This window comes from Mesorhizobium sp. SARCC-RB16n, assembly GCF_008520305.1.
Lineage (GTDB): Bacteria > Pseudomonadota > Alphaproteobacteria > Rhizobiales > Rhizobiaceae > Mesorhizobium.
Window position 1 is genome coordinate 1 of the sequence record NZ_ML703276.1, and the last position, 22502, is coordinate 22502.

The 22502-nt window shown below is 57.9% G+C and carries 18 protein-coding genes and 1 pseudogene; 3 read left to right on the plus strand and 16 right to left on the minus strand.

What is annotated here, in order from left to right:
* The 4 genes and pseudogenes from C7I87_RS21690 to C7I87_RS21710 form a co-directional block, all read right to left on the minus strand.
* Positions 1-443: SAM-dependent methyltransferase (locus C7I87_RS21690; protein ID WP_149906128.1), on the minus strand; the 443-nt coding region annotated here is incomplete at its 3' end.
* Positions 444-755: 312 nt separating this feature from the next.
* Positions 756-2477: an MFS transporter gene (locus C7I87_RS21695; protein ID WP_149906129.1), complete on the minus strand. Its 1722-nt coding sequence runs from the start codon at positions 2475-2477 to the stop codon at positions 756-758.
* Between the two features lie 419 nt (positions 2478-2896).
* A complete protein-coding gene (locus C7I87_RS21700) occupies positions 2897-4027 on the minus strand; it encodes an NAD(P)/FAD-dependent oxidoreductase (RefSeq protein WP_246696343.1) in 1131 nt (376 codons plus the stop codon).
* Positions 4028-5118: 1091 nt separating this feature from the next.
* Positions 5119-5983: pseudogene (locus C7I87_RS21710) on the minus strand (IS110 family transposase).
* A 335-nt stretch (positions 5984-6318) separates the two neighbouring features.
* Between C7I87_RS21710 and C7I87_RS21715 the strand changes: the two are divergent.
* Positions 6319-7539, plus strand: a complete 1221-nt coding sequence (locus tag C7I87_RS21715; RefSeq protein WP_149906195.1) for an ATP-grasp domain-containing protein — start codon at positions 6319-6321, stop codon at positions 7537-7539.
* A gap of 326 nt (positions 7540-7865) precedes the next feature.
* On the plus strand, positions 7866-8558 hold the full coding sequence (locus tag C7I87_RS21725) for a nitroreductase (protein ID WP_149906196.1): 693 nt from the start codon (positions 7866-7868) through the stop codon (positions 8556-8558).
* 303 nt (positions 8559-8861) lie between these two features.
* On the opposite strand, the gene C7I87_RS21730 is transcribed toward C7I87_RS21725, so the two are convergent.
* The 8 genes from C7I87_RS21730 to C7I87_RS21765 all read right to left on the minus strand — a co-directional run bounded on the left by C7I87_RS21730 (position 8862) and on the right by C7I87_RS21765 (position 17177).
* Positions 8862-9875: a helix-turn-helix transcriptional regulator gene (locus tag C7I87_RS21730; RefSeq protein ID WP_149906131.1), complete on the minus strand. Its 1014-nt coding sequence runs from the start codon at positions 9873-9875 to the stop codon at positions 8862-8864.
* The gene (locus C7I87_RS21735) at positions 9851-11005 is read right to left on the minus strand and encodes a type II toxin-antitoxin system HipA family toxin (RefSeq protein WP_149906132.1); all 1155 of its coding nucleotides are present in this window, start codon (positions 11003-11005) and stop codon (positions 9851-9853) included. The genes C7I87_RS21730 and C7I87_RS21735 overlap by 25 nt, the downstream gene beginning before the upstream one ends.
* Positions 11006-11384: 379 nt before the next feature.
* The gene (locus C7I87_RS21740; RefSeq protein ID WP_149906133.1) at positions 11385-12251 is read right to left on the minus strand and encodes a hypothetical protein; all 867 of its coding nucleotides are present in this window, start codon (positions 12249-12251) and stop codon (positions 11385-11387) included.
* Positions 12251-12511: a DUF4236 domain-containing protein gene (locus C7I87_RS36790; protein WP_149906134.1), complete on the minus strand. Its 261-nt coding sequence runs from the start codon at positions 12509-12511 to the stop codon at positions 12251-12253. Before C7I87_RS36790 ends, C7I87_RS21740 begins: the two co-directional genes overlap by 1 nt.
* A 56-nt stretch (positions 12512-12567) precedes the next feature.
* Entirely contained in the window at positions 12568-13617 is a 1050-nt protein-coding gene (locus tag C7I87_RS21750; protein ID WP_188393930.1) for an OmpA family protein, read from the minus strand.
* Positions 13614-14927 (minus strand): hypothetical protein, encoded by a 1314-nt coding sequence (locus C7I87_RS21755; RefSeq protein ID WP_149906135.1) that lies wholly within the window; start codon positions 14925-14927, stop codon positions 13614-13616. The genes C7I87_RS21750 and C7I87_RS21755 overlap by 4 nt, the downstream gene beginning before the upstream one ends.
* A complete protein-coding gene (locus tag C7I87_RS21760; RefSeq protein ID WP_149906136.1) occupies positions 14927-15745 on the minus strand; it encodes a hypothetical protein in 819 nt (272 codons plus the stop codon). Before C7I87_RS21760 ends, C7I87_RS21755 begins: the two co-directional genes overlap by 1 nt.
* Positions 15738-17177: a coiled-coil domain-containing protein gene (locus C7I87_RS21765; RefSeq protein ID WP_246696344.1), complete on the minus strand. Its 1440-nt coding sequence runs from the start codon at positions 17175-17177 to the stop codon at positions 15738-15740. The genes C7I87_RS21760 and C7I87_RS21765 overlap by 8 nt, the downstream gene beginning before the upstream one ends.
* Before the next feature lie 310 nt (positions 17178-17487).
* Here C7I87_RS21765 and C7I87_RS21770 point away from each other — a divergent pair, with 310 nt between their 5' ends.
* Positions 17488-17991, plus strand: coding sequence for a GNAT family N-acetyltransferase (locus C7I87_RS21770; RefSeq protein WP_149906138.1), 504 nt, complete (start codon positions 17488-17490; stop codon positions 17989-17991).
* Between the two features lie 1157 nt (positions 17992-19148).
* On the opposite strand, the gene queC is transcribed toward C7I87_RS21770, so the two are convergent.
* The 4 genes from queC to C7I87_RS21790 form a co-directional block, all read right to left on the minus strand.
* Positions 19149-19856, minus strand: a complete 708-nt coding sequence (gene queC / locus C7I87_RS21775; RefSeq protein WP_149906139.1) for a 7-cyano-7-deazaguanine synthase QueC — start codon at positions 19854-19856, stop codon at positions 19149-19151.
* Positions 19857-19860: 4 nt separating this feature from the next.
* Complete coding sequence (gene queD / locus C7I87_RS21780; protein ID WP_149906140.1) at positions 19861-20214, minus strand: 6-carboxytetrahydropterin synthase QueD; 354 nt, start codon at positions 20212-20214, stop codon at positions 19861-19863.
* Complete coding sequence (gene queE / locus C7I87_RS21785; protein WP_149906141.1) at positions 20211-20846, minus strand: 7-carboxy-7-deazaguanine synthase; 636 nt, start codon at positions 20844-20846, stop codon at positions 20211-20213. Before queE ends, queD begins: the two co-directional genes overlap by 4 nt.
* A 445-nt stretch (positions 20847-21291) precedes the next feature.
* Complete coding sequence (locus C7I87_RS21790; protein ID WP_149906142.1) at positions 21292-22470, minus strand: efflux RND transporter periplasmic adaptor subunit; 1179 nt, start codon at positions 22468-22470, stop codon at positions 21292-21294.
* Positions 22471-22502: the final 32 nt, after the last annotated feature.

The following is a 22502-nucleotide window of genomic DNA, read 5'->3' on the forward strand; positions in this document are numbered from 1 at the left end:
TGTTCGCGCAAGGCGGCCTTCGCCGGAGGCGTACGCCGCTCCATCGGAAAGCTCAACATCGGAACCGCGCTGATGACGCAGTCGAACTTATCCGCGTTGCGCTCCGGCAGGACTAGATCCAGCAAAAACACGTCGCCTAGCCGAACATCGACATCCGGACAACGTTGCCTCAAGCGGTCACAGCAATCCTTCGAATACTCGATCGACACCAGGTGCTGCGGCTCGACACCCCCTTGCCAAAATAGCCTTGGTGATGACGCCGGTTCCGGCACCAAGCTCAAGAACCGGCATTGCCGGCGCCTGATCCTTGCCATGTGGCGTGCGGCATGGACAGACGTCGTCATAAGAGCGCCCACGGCTTTTTTGTCCTTTTGCCAACACCTGAAGAATTGCACTTCTTCTTCAAATTTTCGGCCGAGACGCTCTTTCAAGCGAAAGACCATATCTACTCCCTGATACCTGTCGTGGATCGTTGACCGACAAGGTTCGGACAAGTTCTGTGGCATTTTACAAGCCTTTGCTGCGGTCGAACCGGGACAGCAGAGGGAACGATAGACAGTCGCTCGATTACATCGAGCCCGTACTGCCGCCCTTCGCTTCTGCGCCCGCTAGCCTATGGTGTCCGTTAAGCAGGGTGGAATTGAAGGCAAGCCGATCAGCCCTCGGAGGCAGTAGCGCGCGATCACCAAAGGCACATTCGGAACTGCCCTCCAACCGACGCAAACTGCCTCCAACCGACGCAAATAGATGCGAAACTATGTCTGTGCGAAATTCGAGAGCCTTGGCTCATTGCCGTCCTCGTACTTCATTGCGGCTCGGATGAGATCAACGCCGCAAAAAAAGCCCGTCGATTCATGACGCCTGCGATTTGCTCCGGTCGGACGCTCAATCGAAAGCCTGATGCGAGGTGGCCCCTCTCCCGCGTGCAATTCAAGGAGGTGCCGATCCAGTTCCTTGTCCGCCGCGGTGAGGCGATGGTTGAGGCGAAGGTAGTCCATCCAGGTCGGAGTACGGAATGTCTCTGTCCACAGCAACGGCTCCTGCAGGTCGCGTTGCAGGTTCCAGTTCCGTGCGCCGACGCCGCTTTGCACCCGGCGACGTTTCCGCATCAGGTCCAGGAAGGCTTCGACGTTCATCTCAGGTATCGAATACTCGATCTTGACGACGATCGGGCCGCTTTTTGACTTGAGGTCAAGGGCGAGCTGCGGCGTTTCAAAGCCAAAGGGATCCTGGTCGGTCTCTTTCCATTGCCGGATTGGCAGCAGCAACCCGGTGGCGGCGACCAACAGCAGAGCGCCAGCGGAGCTTTCGAGCGCCAAGGTGAGCGAATGGTTCTCGGCCACCATGCCCCATAGCCAGCTGCCGGCCGCCATGCCGCCCGACGACAAGGCAGAGTAGATCGAGAGCGTCCGGCCAACGACCCAGCGTGGGCTCGACAATTGCACGCTGACGTCTAGCCCCGTCCAGGTGACAACCCAGCCTGCGCCACCGAACGTCAAGGCGAGTGCCGCCACCGCCAGCGACGGCGTGAATGCAAGCGCCAGACAGCACGCCGCGCAGGATATGCACGCCAGTGTTGTCAGCCGCTCCTGCGACAGCGACCTTCGGAGCACGTTGTTGGAGATGCCGGCGCACAAGGCACCCGCCCCGAAGCCGGCCATCAGGACGCCGTAAGCAATCGGCCCTCCCTCCAGCTGACGGCGGGCGACCAACGGCAGCAGCGCCAGTATCGAGATGCTTGCCAGGCCAAAAAGCGTTCCGCGCGCGATGGCCGCTTTGATCTCTCCCGACAGCGCCGTGAAGCGCGCTCCATCACGAATGGCGGTAGCCAAGGGCTCGCGTGGAAGAGGCGAGGAGCGACCGCTCCATTTGCAGCGCCCGATGGCCCACAGCATTGTCAAATAGGCCAGCGTCGCCACGGCGAAAGCCGTCAGTGGTCCAAGCGAGGCAACGACAATGCCGCCGAGCGCCGGACCGATGCTTCGCACGGCATTGTACCCGACCGAGATCAGCGTGACCGCAGCCGGAACTTCGCGCTTGCGCAAAATGTCGCCGACCGAGGCGTGCCAGGCCGGTTCAGTAAAGGCGGCGCCACAACCGCCCAAACAGCTAAATGCAAGGATTATCCATGGATTGCAAAAGCCAAGCGCCACAAGAGCAGTAAGCATCGTCGAGGACAAGGCTATCAGACACCAGCCGAAGGCCATCACCTTGCGACGGCTGAAATTGTCGGCGATGGCCCCGGCCCAGATCGACAGGATGAATACGGGCAGGGTCGCGGACGACTGCACCAAGGCGACCATTACGTCTGACGTCGAGATGGTAGCCATCAGCCAGCTGATCGCAACGGTTTGCATCAGCCAGCCCAGGCTAGATGCGTGTGCGCCAAGCCAGATCGCACGGAAAGTGGGGTTCGCCAGCGGCGCGAACGTCGCCGACAAAACTGAATCCGCGTCAGCGCGCACCACCCTGCTCATTGGATCGGGCCTCTCATTTCGTGTACTCGACGCACTGAATGATTTCTGCCTTGGTGCACTTGCTATGAGTACCCGTCCAAGCAATTTTCGATGGTTCCTATAGGCCGAAACGAACCCTGCTGGAAATCACTCTTATAGCCAAAGCGCCTTGGCAGTGCGGATCATGGAGAATGTCTAGGACCCAGCCAGGGAGAACTGTTCTATGATGGCTCGATCAAACCAAAGTCGCTCTCACAAAGGCTAGGAAGGCACCTTTAAGCGATCACGGAGCGGTCCCCAAGGTCCTGACCTGTTAATGCCTCAGCCGATCACGCATCGCGTACCCCAGCATGCCGAGTACAAAGAGCGGCCCGCGCAAACACTGAGCCGCCTAGAAACGCCATCGGACTGAGCCCCTCGAACAAGGCGAACCGCGCGGTTTAGTCGGCAATGGCTTCTACAAGAAGCTTGCCGACAAGCGTTGATAAGATGACGCCCAGACCGGAACAACCATGCGCGAAGTACATGTCGCCGTCCCGGCCGACATGTGGAAGGCGCGAGGTGGTAACAGACGCCAGTCCGCCGCATGCGTAGCTGATGCTTGAGCTGCTGGAAAGTCCTCTCGATGTATGGGCGAATGAAGTCCCCGATGTCGGTCGGCGGGCAGGGCATGTAGCGCTCTCCGCCAAACAGCAGCCGGCGGTCGGACGACAGCGGATAAAGCGGGTGTCGGAGACCGCAGCATTGCTCGGGATGACCGCCGCTGCATTCGCGAGCGGCTCGTTATCGACTATGTAGCTTCCAATAGGCATGATGCGGCTTTCGATCGGTAGGTGGATGCGCTTGAGCAGCGCATGGCCGGCAAGCACGGCACGACGAGCGCGAACCGCGCCGAACGCCGTCTCCGCCCTGATACCGTTGCGGCTATCAAGCCGCCGAACGACCGACCTTTCGTGGAACATCACCCCAGCCGCAGCCGCAGCCTGCGCCAGAGCGAGGGTGTAGTTCAGCGGAAGCATATGGCCGCCGTCGAACAGGCCCCCGTGATAAGGAGCGTCAACCGCCACCCGCACCTCTGCAGCTGAGAGAATCCGCATAAGCGGACAGTTCATAATGGTGGCCAGGCATTCGATCTCGTGCTCGAACCTGGTCATGTCGCCGGCGCTGGCAGTGCCGATCGGATGGACAGTCTTCCTAAGGTCGCAGTTCATCGCGTGACGCTTGATCAGATCCAATACCAGACCCCAGGCTTCGAGCGCGAGATCAAACAGCGCTCTTGCGCGCTCGCGGCCAAGGAGCTTAACCAGTTCGCACGCAGTCTTGCATAAACCAACGATCATCTGGCCGCCGTTGCGGCCGGAGGCGCCCCAACCGACCCGACCGCCCTCTACGAGTACTACCTTCAGCCCGCGCTCGGCGGCATTCAGTGCAGCCGACAGCCCCGTACACCCGCCACCAATGACAACAAGGTCGGCGTCAATCTTGGCCGTGAGTATCGGATGGCGCGGCTCCGGCTCGGCCGTTGCCGTATGGTAGGAGCGCTCGATATCGAGACCCGAATTGAAGCTCATGATCACACCCTGCATAGTGTGCTTTTAAGACCAAAATGCCGGCCGCTTGGGCGCATGCAAAATTTGCTCGTCGTGTCGCTTTCGGTCAGGATAAATGCTCTTCTTGCCATTAGCTGTTAACTCCCGTGTTGTGTGCCCGTTCACGGTCAAGCGTAGACGCACATCTACCCGTCCACGTCCGTTTTTAAGAACATTACCACTATTCCTCGTCCGATGTCTGGCATATTCTGTAATTTTATTTGAAGTATCTATTGCAAATTGATTTAAAATCCTGACGCGCACCTTCGTGGTGGTACGCAACAGGCTTGTCAGGATCACCACCGAGCTTCAAGTCCGAACACGAATAAGGCCACGGGATTGTCGCACACCCGGGACTCTGGAGGTTTATGGTGACGCCGTGAAGTTCAGGCTGCGATCAGCGAGCTTGTCGGCCTGACTGAGGCGTATTCCCGGGCAGTAGTTGCAGCAGACACAAGGCGGGAAGATCGGCTGTGCCGGCCAGGACGTCGGCGAGAGGTTCTCTGATCGCCGTCGGTGCACCGTCGGACCGTCGAGCCTGAAAGGGTGGAATTGATCCGCGCCTGCGCACCGCTGCGAATCTAACGAAGGACCGTCGCGGCGCTCAAATTGAGCATCGAGCGGATCGATCGACGAGAGCAACACGGCGATCGGCCACGGGAAACTCGCCCCTAAAGTGTGTCGTGATAAATTGGCTTGATACCCCGCAGCTTTGAAGAAGTTTCTGCATTCAGATGGCTCGAACAGGTGACAGATGTCGCTGAGTGCATCGAAGGTTATGGCTGCCTTCTTTCGCAGCCGCGTCTTGAGTATTGAGTAAGCCGTCTCGATTGATGGTGTTGTCTAATCGCAGCCCGGCGTCAAGCATCTATCGCGTTGATATGGCGCTGCCGGGTGCATGGTTGTCTTCGCGGTCGGCGTCGGCCGCCGCATGATGGAGCTTCGCGGGACGAGCCTTCAATGTGGACGACGCACTTTGCTGAGACAGTGGTGCAACCCCATCAGCGGAGTGGCTCGGCTCACGTCCCGGCAGGGACGCCTCAGGCGCTCAGATTCTGAACGCTATCTGGATTTTACGCTGTGGCTCCTGGACTCGGATTGAAGAGCTCGCCAGTCTTGAGCATCGTGTGCATGATCACCGCCATTTGCGCGCCACGGGCACGGCGGCTCGTTTGAAGGAGCTAGAGACCCATGTGCGTAGGCTGCTTTCGGGCGAACAGCGTATCAGCATGACCGGTGCGGCTTCGCAGAGAAGCCCTCGCAGATGCCGATCCCCGCGCCGGGACATATGGCCGTCATAATCGACTTTCTCCCGATTGGTATCGGCGGGTTGTCAGGCCGATCCAAGCGGCGACAGAGCGGGACTTCTTGAAGTTGTTTGGATCCTCAATGGCGCTGACGAAAAAAGGTCGCGGTGATCACGCCGATGCCGGGGATCGACATGAGGGTGCGGCAGGCTTGGCTTTGACGAGCATCCGCAACCAGTTGGCGGCCGAGCTCGGCGGCACGAATGCGAATGCTGCGCCACGGCTCCAACATCGGCAAGACGACAGGAGCAAGCTCGTTCTGATCGGTAAGATGGCTCCAGACATTCTTTTCGAATGTAGTTCCCTTACCTGCTGGGACGAGCAGGCCGAACGTTTTCATGATCCCGCGGATCTGGTTGGAAAGCTCGACGGTGATCCGGATCAGTCGGGTGCGTGCTCCCACGAGCGTGTCAACATATGGCAATCCCTCGGCGCACAGCGCATGATAGAACCACACCGACAGAGGGCCGGTTTCAAACACGACGCGCTTTGCGGCCGGCGCGCTTGCGGACAAGCTCGGCATGATGTTGGGATCAGATGCGCACTTTCCGCGCCAGATCCGTTCGCCTCCACGGCGGATCGACACCGCCGTCTCTTTCATCGACACGTCAAGACCGATATATTCTGTCATGGCTGTTCTCCGTTGATGCTGGGGCCGGCGTCAAGTCGTGAGCCCGTATTTCATCATATCGGGGAGCAGCCACCTTCCAGGATCATGATCTGGTCCGGAGGGGCCTCGTGCCGAGGGTTGCTCGGGCGGGCCGAGCCATCTCACCGACAGAGTGACTCAAAACCGTGATCATAACATTGCCGTCAACCGCGCTCCGCGATGTCGTCGGACATGCGACATACCGGGGCCGACAGTTTGTTTCAGAACGATTTTTCCGTTTGGCACAGCGCATGCAGAGCAATCTGCAAGCGGCCCTTGAACGCCGCACGGTACACCGAAGGAAGGCTATAGCCCAAATGTCAAAGAGAGCGCTCATCTTGCTTGAAGGCAATACAAGGGGTGTTGGTCTGCTCTACGTCCAAGCGGCCAGGCGCCTTGGTCTATATCCAATCAACCTTTCGGCGGATCCAACTCGGTATGACTACCTTGACGCCGAAAAAATTGAGACGGTCCGCGTCGACACAAACAATCTCGCTGCGGTCATCCGAGAATGTTCGCGGCTCGGCGCCACGTATGACATTGCTGGAATTACCACCAGTGAGGAGTTCGTCTATGTGACAGCCGGGAAGCTCTGCCGGCATTTCGATCTACCGGGACCGAATCCCGCATCCATTGAACAATGCTGTGACAAGTTGACTCAGTGCCAGCTTCTTGCGGACGCCGGGATTCCAATCCCTGCGTATCGCTTGGCCCAGAATGCAAGGGACGTAGAAGACGCTGCCGCCGAGATCGGGCTTCCGGTGATTCTTAAACCCGCCGTCGGCTGCGGCAGCCGGGGTGTCCGGCTATGCCGCACCGCAGAAGAGTTAGCCGAACATACAATCTATTTGTTGGGGGGAAAGCACATATGGCAGTCTTTGCCGAGGATCCTGGTCGAAGAGTACGCAGAAGGCCTCCAGTATGTTGCTTCGATGATGGGCGATGAGCTCGTTGGGATTGCTGCCGCTAAGTTCGGGGCCCCACCGCATTTCGTGTATCGCGAGTTCACCTTTCCCGCCGTTCTGACTGATAAGGAGCATGAGCGTATCGCCCATGTTTCGCGGAGCTGTGTGCGAGCTCTCAGCCTTGGCTGGGAGCCTACAAACATAGAACTCCGGTGGACGAAGCGTGGCGCAGTCGTCATTGAAGTCAATCCGCGTCCCGCTGGCACGCCCGTTCCTCAGTTGGTTCAATTGGCTTACGGCATTGATCTCATCACCGAGCACATCAAGCTTGTCATCGGCGAAGAATGGAATTTGCGCAGAAGCCATTCGCAGACTGCGGCCGGCCGCCTCCTCCTTCCTGATCGCGATGGCACTCTCAATTGGGCCGGTGATGTCAGTCTTGCGACTGCAGTACCGGGTGTTGCTGAGATCAAATTGTATGTGTCGTCTAAGACGTCCATCATCAGGCAAGGCGATAACCGAGACTGGCTCGGACATGTCATCGCCGCTTCCCCGAGCCATGGTGAGACCAACGCCATTCTCCAACGTGCCGTTGACTTGGTCGGTTTGTCGCTCACGCAATTTCCGCCGTGAGCGTATTCCCGTGGAGGTAATAGAGGAAACGTTCTGTCTGTCCAGATTCCGGGTCTTCGCTCTGGAGCTCCGTAAATTTTGCGGCGCGATGACGGCCGCCACGAGTTTGGCGGAGCCATCGATAAGCATTGGTCACCCTGGTGTTACCGCTTATCCGCGCGAAATACATTTCGTCGGATCGCTTCCAAAGGTGGTGAGCGGCAAGGTTCAGCGCTTCGTTCTCAGACAGAGTCGACGGAAAGAACTCCCTACATTGAAGGGCCGTGCCGATGGATAAAGAAGATTCTGAGAGGTGCAAGCATAGCAAGGGGGGCTATACCGGAGGGATGCGAAACGCAGTTTCGCAGGGGCCGCTTGGTGTGAGGGAAGCGGTCGTTGGGCGTCGGTCCGTGAGAAGATTTCTTGCGACCCCAGTTCCTTCGGAGACTGTCTCAGCTATTCTCGCGGAAGCTGCGCGCGCGCCTTCCGCGACGAACATGCAGCCATGGAAAGTTTATGTGGTAACGGGACCTGCTCGCGATCGTCTCTGTCGAACCGTTCTCGAGGCAGCAAATTTGGGCGCTCGTTCCGACGAATACGCCTATATGCCCTCGCCTCTTAAGGAGCCATACTTGTCGCGTCGACGCCGAGTTGGCTTTGATCTCTACCGGCTCCATCAGGTCGCGCGCGAGGACGTGGCTGGGCGCAAGCGGGTTATGCTCAGGAATTTCGAGTTCTTCGACGCTCCCGTTGGATTGTTCTTTACCATGGATCGCGATCTTCTTCTCGGCTCATGGCTCGATTGCGGAATGTTCATGCAAAATGTCATGATCCTCGCGAGAGCGCATGGCCTCGAAACCTGTCCGCAGCAGGCGTGGTGCGAATACGGCGCGCTCTTGCATAGCGAACTGTCGATCCCCGATGACGAGATCATCTTGTCGGGAATGGCGCTCGGAATTGCTGACGAGCATGCTCCGGAAAATAGCCTGACCACCGAGCGCCAAGCCCCGCAAGAGTTCACCACATTCCGCGGCACGTAACGGAGTATTGTCTCTAAGCTAAACTGTCAGAGCAGCAGAGAGGATCTTGCCATACACGCCGGCATAGGAAAATTTCTTGGCGAGGACTCCTCGTGCGAGCTGCTGGACGGGCGACTGTCGCGAAGGTGGGCCGTCTTCAGTGGCTCATCGATGATTTGCGGACGGCAGCGCCTTGTCGGGCCGTATGCTGAGCGGCGAGAAGATCAGGGATTGGCTTCCTCTGCCTTCCGCGACGAGGCTGAGGGCCGCCTGCAAGCGCGATCACGTCATGGCCTGGCGGGCGACACAAAGTTCGCCTGCGATCTATCGCATCCTGCTGCTCAGAAGGCGTCCGACCTCCGCCTGGATGCGATTTGTGGTGAGGCCAACAACGCCGAACCGTTCGTAGATCGCGGACACCATAGGAAACAGAATGTCCGCAAGGCGGGAACTGATATCGACAGCGGCGACCTCCGTCTCCAGCAATACCTCGTCGCTGCGAGCAGGCCTTCCCTCAAACATAAGTTCACTGATCGGGTTGGCCCAGTTCCGCAAAAGCCGACCGGTCAGTCCAGTATAGAGCGCACGAAACCGAACCGAGATCTGGCTTTCCGGGGCCTTCCGCATGAGACCGGCTAGTCGCTCGGCGTGAAGAAGCGCCTCACCCATCCGCCACACAGGCAATGTCGTGTCGAATACACTCGCCGGCGGAAAAGTCTCCTGACCGTCTTCCTGATAGCCACGTATCAGGAACAACCGTCCTGAGGGTACGGCACGCCAGAAGTCGCAATGCGCGGGATCGCCCAAGATGTTACGCTTGATCCCGTCACTCTCCGGCGGCAGCCAAACCTCAATGGCACCGCCGACCTCGCGGGGAGCAAGATCTTCGCGGGTCAACATCATGAAGAGCGGCCAACCAGTGTGCTTGGTGACCGCATTGTCTAGGATGTGTTCGAACTCCGTCAGAGCAAATGGCTTCAGATCGCCTTCCAGGCAGTAGTCGAACCGATATGAGCCGTTTGGAAACCTGGCAGGGCTATCGCTGGGCAGATCATGCGTTAGGGCGCGCCACCGGTCAAATGACTCCCGCACGAACCGCTCCTGCGCCCCGCCTTCGGGAGGCTCGTCCAAAAGTCCGACAACACGAAGGATATCGAATGCCTTTGCGAGCGTGAGGGTGTGCTCGCCCCGTTCAAAGGCTGCAATGGTCGGGATGCTGACACCAGCGAGCGCTGCGTGCTCGCGCTGTGTCATGCGTTCTTCTTTTCGGCGGGCGAGCGCTTCGTCGACAAGCGTGCGCCAGCTCAGCGGGCCTATTCCCCGAGGATTCTCAGGCATTGATTACTCACGATTTCAGAATATCTGGTGACAAAACCATCGGGTCCTTCGGCTGCAGGGGGCTTGATAACTGCCGAAGCTTTGGCGACCTGTCTCTTTAGCTCCTGCAGCGTGCGGTCGATGACGCGATCCGAAAGACCGATGTCGCGCCCGAATCCTCTGAGCAGCTCGCCGTCGGCAGCGCCAAGGTTGATCTGCTTTCCGCGGATAGACAGTGCCAGCGTTTGATCAAAACCGTCATAGATAGCGGTATTGAGGACGTCATAAGCGGGTGAAAGCCTAAGCCCCGTCGGCGTTTCCAATAGCGAGAAATTCTTGAGGTGAGCGTCGCAGTTTCCAACAAGCGCAAAAGCCACCAAGCGGTGAAAAAACCGCTGAATGTCGATGACTGGGCGCGATGAGTGACTTTTGATGATCGTGGCCACATCTTCGTAAGCGGCATCGTATTTACCTCCATAGTCCTGGCCGCGGGGCTTGGCGAGGATTTGCGCGCAATCTTCCAGTCGGAGCTTTTCGCCTTTCGGCCCGCGGTCGAACCGGGTCACAATGAGGGCATACTCGTCACCCACGGGTGCGGATTGGAACTCGTTGACTTCTTTCGCGCCGAGCACCACGCCGGTCCACCGCAAGCTCAAGGCTTCGTTACGGACAAGCGTCGGAATGCTTTCGGAGTTGAATTTCGCGATATAGGGAGCGGGGCCGGTTGCTCCGGCAGGGACAAAGCCATCTCTGCCGCGCACTACAAGGAGCTTCTTCTGTATTCCCGAAACCGTACGGCCAGGATTGGTCGTGGCTTCCGCGGCCGCTACGGGAAGCTCGGAACTTTCCGGCGGACAAACGCTCACAGCACCAATGCAATCTGAACCGTATCGCAACAGCAGACCAAGATCGTCCTGGCCGTCAACATGAGCCCCGCGAGCCTGCTGCTCGCGCAGCCAGCCTTCGGGTCCGAGATGTTGGAAAAATGGATGTAGGCCAGACGGCCAGTCATACTCGTTGCGCGTGACTGGGTAGCAGCAGGCAATATCCTCCGTCCAACCCCGCTCGTAAGCAAAGCGCGTTCCTCCGGTAAGGGTCTCTGACAACGTACCGGCGAGGCGGTCCTTGAAAAGGACCTTGGCAGAGCGCAATTCAGAAGCTATGGTTTTTCCTTTGCCGTATCTAGCGCATTGATCCGCCCTTAAGCGAAACCATAGCTCGATATATGGATCGTTATGAGAAAAAAGGCAACTACTATTTTATTGCGGCAAAATGCGCCCGATAATTGCTATCATACCTTTCTTATCCGCCTGCCCGGCGGCTGGGAATCCCGCTTGGATAAAGGATAATTGATCCGGGCTAAGGCTTGAAGCAATCCCGACTCGTGAATGTCAGCTTCCCTTCCGACTGAGCAGGAATGCTGGCAAGCCAGATCGCGTTTCGTCCAAATGCTCAATCGGCCAACCATTCCGCGCCGTCTGATCGGCAGGCGCGTACCCGGCTTGGGCTTTGATTTCCCTCGACCGCTTTTTAATCCGCGGAAAGAGTTTGACGACTGGAGTCTTGATGCAATTGGGCGATGGCCGAGAGCGCCTGGCAAAACGCCTGACTGACGTTCGTCCTGGAGAATTCCAGCAGTTCGTTCAGTCCAGTTGCACTGGAAAGGCGCAAGGCTTCGTAACGGCAGATAGGGATCTGCCGATTATTTTTGAATCGCCTGTCTGGCCCACCGCTTTTGTTAGGGTGAGCCCAGGTATGTCCGATCACCTCAGCGTCGGACGGAACCCTGCCTGTCTCAATAAAATTGGTCGGCGCAAACTGGGTGCGAAGATCAGCATATCCAACGGCGCCATACCGGTTACCGTCTTTCACAAGGACCAGATCTGGCATGAAATACAGCACCTGCCGTCCCACCTGGATCGAAGGGGGTGTAACGTTGCTGCGAACAACTTGCGGCAAGGTACTTGCAAGTGTCGTAGGCTTTTTGTCGACCAGCATGCTGGCCCCGGCATTGCGCTTCCAAGTCGTCAGATCCTGGATCTTGCCCCCGGCAGCTACATGCCACCTTCCAGCGCAAAGAGTGAGCGTTTCGAATGCGCCAACCAGCCTGCCATAGGCAGCCTCGGCGTCTAGTTCCAAATCGTAGTAGAGCACACTCACTCGTCGATAGCCGTCCAGCCATTTGCCGATCAGCATGCCCGGTAGAAATGCCATAACCCCCAGCACAGGGGCGGCACCTCCGAGCGCTTTCCCAACGAGGAAGCCGGCGATCCCAAATAGAATTGCCAGCACCACAGAGAGCCGCGTCTGCGATTGCCTGGCGTTGATTTCATCGATCACATTGGCAAACGTCTCATCGCGCATGTCCATAACGTCGCCGGACTCGATCTCTCTCATCACGACGCCATCAGCCACGTATTGAGGAGCCGACGGTTGCGGTTGAGCTTGCCGCATGTAAGGGCTCGGCTGTTGGACACCCTTTTTCGCGCCGGCGTGCCGCGATAATAGAGGCCGCCTACGCCTGCGTGGATATAATGGCCGCGTGGACCCGTTCCGATCCGCAGACCTTTCACGCCAACCGAGACGCCGACCCCGCCGGATGAAAAATTGAAGCGGAACGGCCCCGCGCTGATCGATTTGCGAACATAAAACCCCATTCCCTTGGGTCCCCCAACTCAATGCTGTGAGCTAATTCACCAGCATTTTTCCGCGCTCATGACTTTGATCCGACACCCGCCGCGAGGTCGGTTTCGCGGGAGCGCTGCCTCACCCTGATTTCGATTCGTCGCCTTGCCTTCACATCGCCAACCTGCTCTCCGTTGGTCAGATGGTCGCCAGGAAGTATCAGCTGGCCACCTGACATCGGCAGAATGGTGAACCCTTTCAGCTCAGGCATCTCGCGAAGTATGCTCGTGACCGAGATTGCGCGCGCCAGTCCAAGGCCGGCGTTATCGGCGGGATGAAGCGTACCAACTTCCACCTTGCCAGCAAGGACCGGTTGGAGCCCTTTGTCCATGTTCGACGACTGACCGGACATGACCTGCTCATCCGTGTGTCCAATCACCTCGATGACGTCGACGCCGTACGACGTTGCAATGCCCGCAATCGTCTTGGACAGGTCGCGCAGCCGCGTCCTGAAACGATCGGAAAGCTGCGCACTTCCGGTATCGAAATTGTAGCCATCGAGTTCGCTGAGGCTGATGATCGGTGGCCAATCATGCGGCTTGGCGGCCGCCACAGGCGCGTCTGCCTTCCTCAGGGCATCCGACAGGTCCTTCAAGGTCTTGGCCGTACCAACGTAGCCAAACTCCTTCAACACCTTCGTGCGCTCGATCATCGCCTGGGCTTGCTCGGCGTCGACATCGTTGTCGGACAGGATTTTGGTGACCGGGGCGTTTTTCACCAATTCTTGGACCGAAACTCCTGCCCTTTTGATTGTTTCAATGGTCTCCTTCGCCAACACCAACTCGCGCCATTGCTGATCGGGCAGGTTGCGCCCTGCCGCAGGCTTGACCATCTCATTCAGCTGAGCAAGCAACCGCTTGTTTTCCTCGTCCAGCTTACGCGATTCCAGCTTGAGGGATTGGGCAATCTTCTGCGCCTCTGCGGTCTGTTTCTGCTTCTTGGCGATGATCGCGCCGGCTGCGAGCAAAAGGCAAAACACCAGAAGCAGCATCGTCTCGGCCATGGTCAGGCCCAGGATCAGCCCACGGCCGTAGCCCTTGCGCTCATAAGCGACTGCTGTTGCGCCCGTCTCGCTCACCTGCCCCACCAACCGCTTTTTCTCGGCGGTTCAGCCTTCTCCGGCTGCGACGCACCGTTCAAGGTTTGGAACGAATCATCTTGCGCACCGTCGGAGATCTTGATCGTCGCCTCTTCACTGTCACTGGCGGCGGGTGTCACAACGCGTGCTGGATCTATTTCTATTTCGGCGTTGGCGGTATGGTTTGCGCGAGCGACCTGAAAACTCTTTTCTGCTATGGTTGCAACGAGGTCACTCGTGTCCTTACTTTGCTTTTGCACCACCGCCGCAAGCGCCTCGGTCAAGCGCTGCTGTGCTTGAACACTCCCGGCTGTCCTCTCAGCCGCGGCTGCTGCCCGCTCTACGCCGCTCGCCACCTTCGCCACTGCATCAGCGAGGCCGGTCATACGCGCTTGTTGTTCCTGCGAGGCCGTCTCGGTTTTGACCGCATACTGGGCGACAGCGCTGCCAAGGAGCTTTACCATAGGCGCAAGATCGTTCTTCAGCACCTCGTCAGGAACGACAACTTTTTCCAGCTTCGTGGCCACCGTGTCGGCTTGTTCGCCGAGCTTACCGACCGACGAGGACATGGTGCTGTTGGCTTTGTCAAGCAAATCAGCAGCGGCTTCGACACGTTGCGCAATCGACGAGAACTGGCTTTCGATCTGCCCGAAGTTATCTTTCAGCGCGTCGCTGAGCTTGCCAGACGCCTCTTGGACCGGCTTGATCGATTCCATGGCGATCTTGTCCAAGGCTGATCTGATATGCTCGCCGTTTCGCTCGGCTTGGACTGCAATCTCAGCAAAGCCTTCCTCGAGCATCTGATGGCTAACGCGGCGAAAGTCGGCGAACTCTCTGGTGACGCTCTCCATCTCGGCTCTTACTCGCCGAGTCATATCGGCGAGTTCGTGCCGGGCCGTTCGCTCGATATCCGCAGGGTCGCGCCGCATCTGGTTATAGAAGATTCTGAGCGCGATGCCGGTGATCGTGGACGTAATCGCGATGCCGAAGTTCCTGACGATGGCATCGGTCGAGTCTTCCGACCCGAACTGGAACAACGACACTCCAAGGCTCGTCAGCGTGAACAGGAAACCCATATAGTAGAGATTGTCGCCGGTTTGCTCATCGCTAAGGCGCAGCTTCCCGGTGAAGATGGACACACCGAGATAAAGAAGCATCAGGCAGACAGGTGCACCCGCCGCCACCATCGGGTTTACCCCCGAGAGCTTGGCGACGGCGATAAAGACGCAGCCGCCGAGGGTCAATATCGCAAACACGAGGAGTGGGAAGCCTCGATGCCCCACCAGGGAATTGTCGTGCTTCCTCGCCATCAGTTTAACCCCTCCAAGCCAACCAGCTTTTCGAACTCGCCGTGATGGTTTTGGACCCATTGCGTCCAGAATTCAGCGTGATCCAGCGACTGAAACGGCTTCTTTTTCCGGTCGATATAAAGGATCGTAACTGCCACCCCGTCGAGCGACGTCCCGTAGGTCCGATCGGCGGCGCTATTGAGGTATTTCTGGTAATCCAGACCAGATCGGTACTGCGAATAGAGTGCCGTATGCTCGATCATGTCGGAGGCGACCACCAACCGCTTTGCGCGCCCCTGTTTTTCCAGGCTGCTATCGAACAGCGACAGTTTGATTTTCTGGATGCCGGCCATGATCGGAGACTGGCTGGCGGAGTCAGCATTCGGAATTTCGTCAGGAAGCTTGTTCAGCGGATCGCCGAACGCGTTTTCCCACTTTTTTTGACGCCGCGCCGGATTGTTTGTCCAACTGTCCACGGTGGACCCGTCGCCTGGATTGCATCCGTCGAACATCACCGTCAGGTCGCCGGGGGCCGAGTTCAGCGTATAAATTCTCACATAGCCGCCCGGTTCGACCCGCCCGATGGTCTTGCGGAACTCGTTTTTCAGATCGGCCATGGTCGTTGCCGAGATGGGATCAGTGGCGTCAATCAGAACCGCCGTCAGGCTAACGGGGCCGTCCAGCGGGCAATTTGTGTTTGCCTCGATCTGACCCTTGCCAGACCTTGACCACATCCAGGCAAAGCCGCCCAGCATTGCAATCGAGAGCACACCAACAGCGAGGGCCGCAACGATTGTGCCGACTTGGCCCTTCTTGCGCCTACGAACCCGCCTAGCCATTCACACTGTCCGGATGAAGCTTGTCGAGGTCGCGATACTGCTCAATTCCTCGCTCGCATTCCTGCCCAATCAGGCGGACTTGAGCGTTGAGCTCCTCCTGCGCTTGGCGGATCGATGCGCCAACGTCTCCCTCGCTCCATTCCCCGTCGGCCGAGACATGGGGTTTGATGCGCTCGAGTTTGTATGGCACCCCGAAATGTTTGGGCGCAGGCTCCGTTCTGGCCTGGATATTCGCCTCCCTGTACTTGGAGAGAAGCTGACTGCAGGCTCGCTCGAGCTGGTCCTGGTGCTGCGCAAAGAGCGCCAAAAGCCGCGAGCGATGATCGACGATGGCACGATGCTCTCGGCGACGACTGCCGAGTTCCTTGACGATGTCCTCAACCTTTTCGTTGTGGTCGTCGCGAACGTCTTGCAGCTCTTCAATCAACTCCCGCTTGCGGTCGATATAGTCCTCCCGCTTACGGACCAAGCGATTTTCGACGCCGGCGTAGCCGGGATAAGGATCGAGTACGAACCAGCCGTCGATAAATGCGAAAATCGAAAACATGAGGCCGATCGCAAACAGTAGCCATGACTTCACGTCCGTGAGCCCGGCCGGATTGTCGATCATGTTTCGGATGACCTCTGCACCGGCACCGTCAGCGAGCGAGCCACTCACCTCGCGATAGTGCGCCAGCGCCAGGTTTAAGGTCACGGCCAGACTGACATAGACAAGGATCGAGAACATCCCGACCAGCTTCCCAAAAATCGATCGGTGGGTGACAAGGCGGGCACAGAAAAGCGCCAGGAGCAAAGCGGCGCCGATGTTGATGAAGGAGAATGCTGCAGCCTCCAGGATGCCGCCAAAAAACCCCTGTTCGTTTCCCTTGGCAAGGAAGCTGCCATTCATTGCTGTCTCGATGAGAAATAGGAACAGCAGCAGCGAAATCCGTAAAAGGTGAGCCGCGCCGTGCTGAACCCGCGCCGCGCGAAACAGTCCGTGCTTCCCCTTGAACCAGGCGTGCTCTTTCTCAGCGTCGCTAAGAGCGCGCCTCAACCCATGGAGTTCATCCAGCCCGACCGCAACCGAAGCTTTGAAATCCGACACGCTGGCTGCGTTCGCTTGACGAATGAGACCAAATTGTTCTTCGAAGTCGAGTCCGGCAAGACGCCCGCTCAGAAGATGCAGGTTGTCCTCAAGAGTATGATACGATGCCTTTTTCTCGTCCTCGACGCGTTCGATGATGGCATGTTCAACATCGTCGAGATTTTTGGCGCTCCTAGGGGGCTGGTTTGCGTCGCCACGCTCCTTGCCGCGACCTGCCAGATTCATGTCCCGGTCAATCTTGGTGACATCCAAGCTGCTGAAGAGCTGGGTGCTCGCTCGGAAATCATGGTTGGACTCGCGGAGAGACTCGCGCAACCTATTTAGCTTTTCGAATTTAGAGCTCACGCCCTTCATATCCCACTTTTTTTCGGCCCCAAGCAGAATGCTTTCTATGCACAGTAGCGCTAAAGGGCAACCATGGGCGTACGACCGTCGTTGGTGTGCGAACTCTCCCAAATCGGCCACCAGATTGAGGCGGCTCGCTACTCACGCGACCATAAGGCGATGTCGACACGAAGAGAGAGTGGCCCGCGGGGCGACGTCATCCAAACAAGGGCCATAACCAGAGAAGCCTGCTAGATGGCAAATGTAACGCAAAATCAGTTCGGCTGATCGCTCCTAGGGGGTATGATTAGAACTCAAAGGAGTCTGAACAATGGATCGCTATACAAGTAGACATAGACCTGAAGACCGCGATCGCGGTGACCTTAGGCAAACCAGCCGCTCAGTGGATACTATCTTTGACAAGCGCCGTGGAGAGCAAATAGGACTGAATATTACAACAGTGTACATCGGTGGCGCCCGCAATATTACTTTCTCCTCTGCCGCTGACCAAGCCGAAGTGGGGCTTTTGACCATTTTGCCGCAGGATGGCAGCATGCGAATTGGCTGGATAAACAATAATCACCGGTCAAGGTACAAAGGGCTCGGGACGGCTATGGTCAATACTGCCGATCGGTTCCGAGCCATGGACGACCTCCGCAGTCTGACTCTTCGTTCTCAATCTGAAGAAGCTTCAGTATTTTTCTACAAGAGCGGATTTCGATTTACAGGAGAAGGAATGGAAGCCAAGAATTCAGCGATGCGGAGGCAAATTTCCAACCCAGAATATCAACCGCCGGACGATGTCATCTTTCTTGGCGAAATGGAGCGCGGGTAAGTCGATGCGACGCACATACCGATTGAGCGCGCCCAGATGAAACATCGACTCATCGCTTGACACCAGGGCCGAATGGCGTGGAAGCCCCTTGCTATAGGGGCCGCGCATGGAGCACAACGTGTGCTCCATGCGCGAGCTTTCTGGCGGCCCACCATGCTCCGGGTCGTCACCCGCTCCTCATTATGAGATCAAGGGACGCATCCGTGGGGGGCAGGCGTGATGGACCTTACTCAACCGGCTGAGTTCGACTGCCGCTCGGAATAGATCTGTCGTCGTTGGCACAAAAACCTCGCGAACCACAACGCGGAGGACCATACCATAAGATAGCAGTCCGACCCTGTCCTATGGAGTAAGTATTTCGACGAGATTCTAGCTGGGGGAAAGGAGTTCTCTCACATCACAGCGGTGGAAGGGATATGCGCCGTCTGTCAAGGAGAGCTCCCCGATCCCGACAGAGGCGATGGGTCCGACGAAAACACATCAGCACCAGGTCGGGTTGCACGTTCAAGGCGCGAGCCTGCTTGGCTCCGCGACGATCCCCAGATCGCGCCCCGACGCCACACACAAGAATTCCAAGGAGAAAACCACTGGCTGAGCATGACCTCAACGCCGAACTCGCGTGAATTCTGTTCGTTCTCGTGACCAGAACACTCGGGCTTCAAACGCTGGGGCCGGATTGCCGGCGTTTCCTGTGTTTTTTCCTCGAAAGGTTCGCTCTGCACCGTCATGGCGTCTCCAGTTCTATTGCGAGACGCCGGCGCCGGCCCGGCGTTAGCTGCAGCTCGACCATCCTGTAGACGATGCAGCGATTCTGTCTTCGACGGTGGATCATGCTAGGACAGCGTCGTAGACTTTCCTCGTGCGATCTCACCGTCGTCGGCGATTTGTTGCGGATACCCTGCATCTGTCGTGCCAAAGGAGAACCCCTTCAATTACAACGGGGTCCACCGAATCCGCCATGTCAGATGTCCAACATTCATTGCACTTCGCACAATGCTGCTCAGTGTCCTGCCATGCTGCTTGACTGTGCCATTGTTTGCGAGCCAAGACCTGCCATGACATTCCAGCAGCTCAAGCTCCGAAAATGTCGGCACGTGGGACGAGAGGGAACGAACCCCAAGGTTGACGGTCAAATGCCTTGCGGCCAGCGTTCCGCGTTATCTGGAGGAGACGAAGCGTTCCCACCCTTGGGCGCGCAGTTCGCATGCCGGACAGGTTCCGCAACCAAAACCCCAGGCATGAGCGTGCTCACGGTCGCCATTGTAGCAGGTGTGGGTTTCCTCACAGATGAGCCTGACCAGTGCCTCCTTTCCCAGCCGTTCCGCCAGCGCCCAAGTCTGCGCCTTGTCGATCCACATCAATGGAGTGTGGATGACAAAGCGCGCCTCCATTCCAAGGTTCAGAGCGAGTTGCATCGCTTTGACGGTGTCGTCTCGGGAATCGGGGTAGCCTGAGTAATCCGTCTCGCAGACACCAGCTACCAAATGCCTTATGCCTCGCCGATAGGCGACAGCGGCCGCAAACGTCAGGAAGAGGAGGTTACGGCCGGGCACGAAGGTATTCGGGAGTCCATTCTCCTGCATGGCGATTTCAACACTGTGGGTGAGCGCCGTTTCGCTTAGTTCTGCAAGCACCGCAATATCGACCAGGTGATCGTCGCCGATTCGAGCGCTCCAATCGGCGAAGTCCCTCCGCATTTGATCGAGCACGCGCGGGCGGACGTCTAACTCGATCCGATGCCGCTGCCTGTAGTCAAAGCCGATCGTCTCGACGCGCGCGAATGTCTCGAGCGCCCAAGCCAAACAGGTGGTTGAATCTTGGCCCCCGGAGAAGAGGACGAGCGCAGTCTCGGAATCATGTCGCATTGTTTCAGCCTTCATATTCGGCCCAGCAGTGCGGGGTCTCCCAAACTGTTACTGATGCAATTTGCGGCAGAACGGGCTTTATACGGTCCCAGATCCAGATCGCGATATTTTCGGCGGTGGGGTTTGTTAGACCCTCGATCTCATTGAGGCAGTGATGGTCAAGGCGCAGCAAAAGGGGGGCGAAAGCAGCCTCTACATCGAAGAAGTCCACGACAAAACCCGTGTCCGGATCGACTGGGCCTGAGAGACGAAGATCCACACGATATGAGTGGCCATGCATTCGGTGGCAGCGATGCGATTCGGGGACTCGGGGGAGGCGGTGAGCTGCCTCGAAGGTGAAAGCCTGCGTGATTTTCATGGAATTCCTAGAAGCTTGTGGGTTTGAAGGGTGAGCCGCCAGCGTGGATTGGCTAGGCAATAGGCGACCGCGGCCGCGGTATTCGCGTCGCGCTCAGGTCCATCCATTGGCTGGAGCAGCAGGTGGTCGAATGCCAGGCCTTCGAAGCACTCTGGCTTGGCATTAAGCTGCGGATAAATGAGCTTAAGTTCGTCCCCGGCCTTGACCAAGAGTGTGGCACCGGCCTTCGGACTGACACACAGCCAGTCGATGCCAGCCGGCGGATGAATGGTGCCGTTGGTCTCCACAGCAATTTCAAACCCGGCAGCGTGCAGTGCCTCTATCAGCTCTTCATCAACCTGCAGAAGGGGCTCCCCTCCGGTAAGGACAACAAGGCGCCCCCCTGCCCCAGACCCGCGCCAAGCCCGTTGAATGGCAGATGCAAGCCCCTGTGCGCTCGCAAAGCGTCCGCCTGCAGAGCCGTTCGTACCGACAAAATCGGTATCGCAGAAGCTGCAGATTGACGTAGCGCGGTCGGCTTCACGGCCCGACCAAAGGTTACATCCCGCGAAGCGACAAAAGACAGCGGCACGCCCCGCATTGCGCCCCTCACCTTGGAGCGTATAGAAAATCTCCTTGATGGCGTATGACATGGCTAAGCTACCTTCGATCGAGCAAGTGCCGTTCCCGACGCCAAACGATGGCGAGATTGGCGTATGTCCGAGGCACGCTCTGGCAGCGCTCCCGCGTCGCTGTCCATTCCCGACGACCCCCTGACCCACATGCGGAGCCAAAGTCAAATAGCGGCAGCCGAGCGAACACGTCTCGCTCTGGGTAACCTGTCATCGTATGAAGCACCTGAACCGCATACCTCTTAGCGACAGGGTTCTCTCGCAAAAGGCAACACACAATCCTGCATGGAAGCTTCTCCATTTTGGGCAGCTTGGGATATAACGGGGCTGCCTCTGCGATCCCGACTTGGAGGTGGTTGGAAGCCCTTAACTCCCAAATGGAATTTTGCAGAACACCTCGCCTACAGGATGGGCGATTTGGCGCTCATAGGGTGCTCCCAAGCGTGCCGAGGATCGCCACATCGCTTCAATTCTGCCGTTGCGCAGTCTGTCCGTGTAGCGCCGCTGTCCTTGGCAGGATGATGTCTTCGCCCTCGGAGAGACAACCAACGATCTCGGCCTCGGTTTGATTCACCTGCCCCACACGCACGCGGCGTTTCTCGGTCGCCCCTGCCCCCCTGTCTACCTGTGCACTATAGGAGCCCTTCGGATCGGGGCCGACGAGAGCACTCCTCGGGACAAGCAACACGTCATCAACCGCGCTCACCGTAATCGTCGCGTCGACCGTCATCCTCGGTAGAAGCTTCCCGTCCTTATTGGGCACCTCAAAAAACGCATTGTAGCAGACCGGCTGCGCCTCCCCTGAGCGGCCACCTACCTGGCCACCCGAAGGTTCCTGGTTCGAAAGAAGGGTGGATAGAGCCGGCCCTACTTCCGTCAGCACGCTAGCTCGGTTCGCCTTTCTGTTTCCGACTGTGGTGAAGTGCACTGGCTGCCCGACCTTGATGCGTTCGACATCTGCCTCGGAAACTTGCACTCGCGCCCTCATCATGTCGGTCTGTGCGACGACAGCAACCACGCTTGAGGGCTGCGTCTGTCCAGGTTTGACGATATCGATCACTCGCCCGTCTATCGGAGTTGTTATCCTTGTGTCTGCGAGATCCTTTCGGGCCTTTTCGACACCTGCAGTCGCTTCGTCGACCTGCGCTGTCGAAAAGTCCCGATCGGCGCTGGCAATCTGGACGGCGACTTCGGCCTCCTGAAGAGCAGCACTCGAAATGACTTGCTTTGCAGAGAGTTGCCGCTGACGCGCCAAGGTATGCTTGGCCCAGTCGAGCTTGACCTGGCTCGAACTTTGGGCTGCCTGTCTCTGGGAGAGCAAAGCCGTCGCCTGACGCAATCGGTTCTGCTGCCCGAACGAATCCATTTCCGCAATAAGATCACCTGCGTGAACCTTGTCCCCCACTCTAACGTGAAACATCGTCAATTGACCGAAGACCGGCGCACGGATCTGCGCCAGCTGGGAGGGTTCCAGGACACCGGTTGCCGTTACTGTGTCCGTCAGCGAGCCCCTTTTTACAATAGCGTCCGGGGCGGAACTGGACGGCTGCCTATTTGGCGCTGACGCGAACCAACCAATCACCCCGGCGACACACACGAAAATCCCAAAGAAGAAAACACTTGGTCTCATGATCCAGTCACTCATCTGCTGCTAGAAATTCCACCTATCGTTCTGAT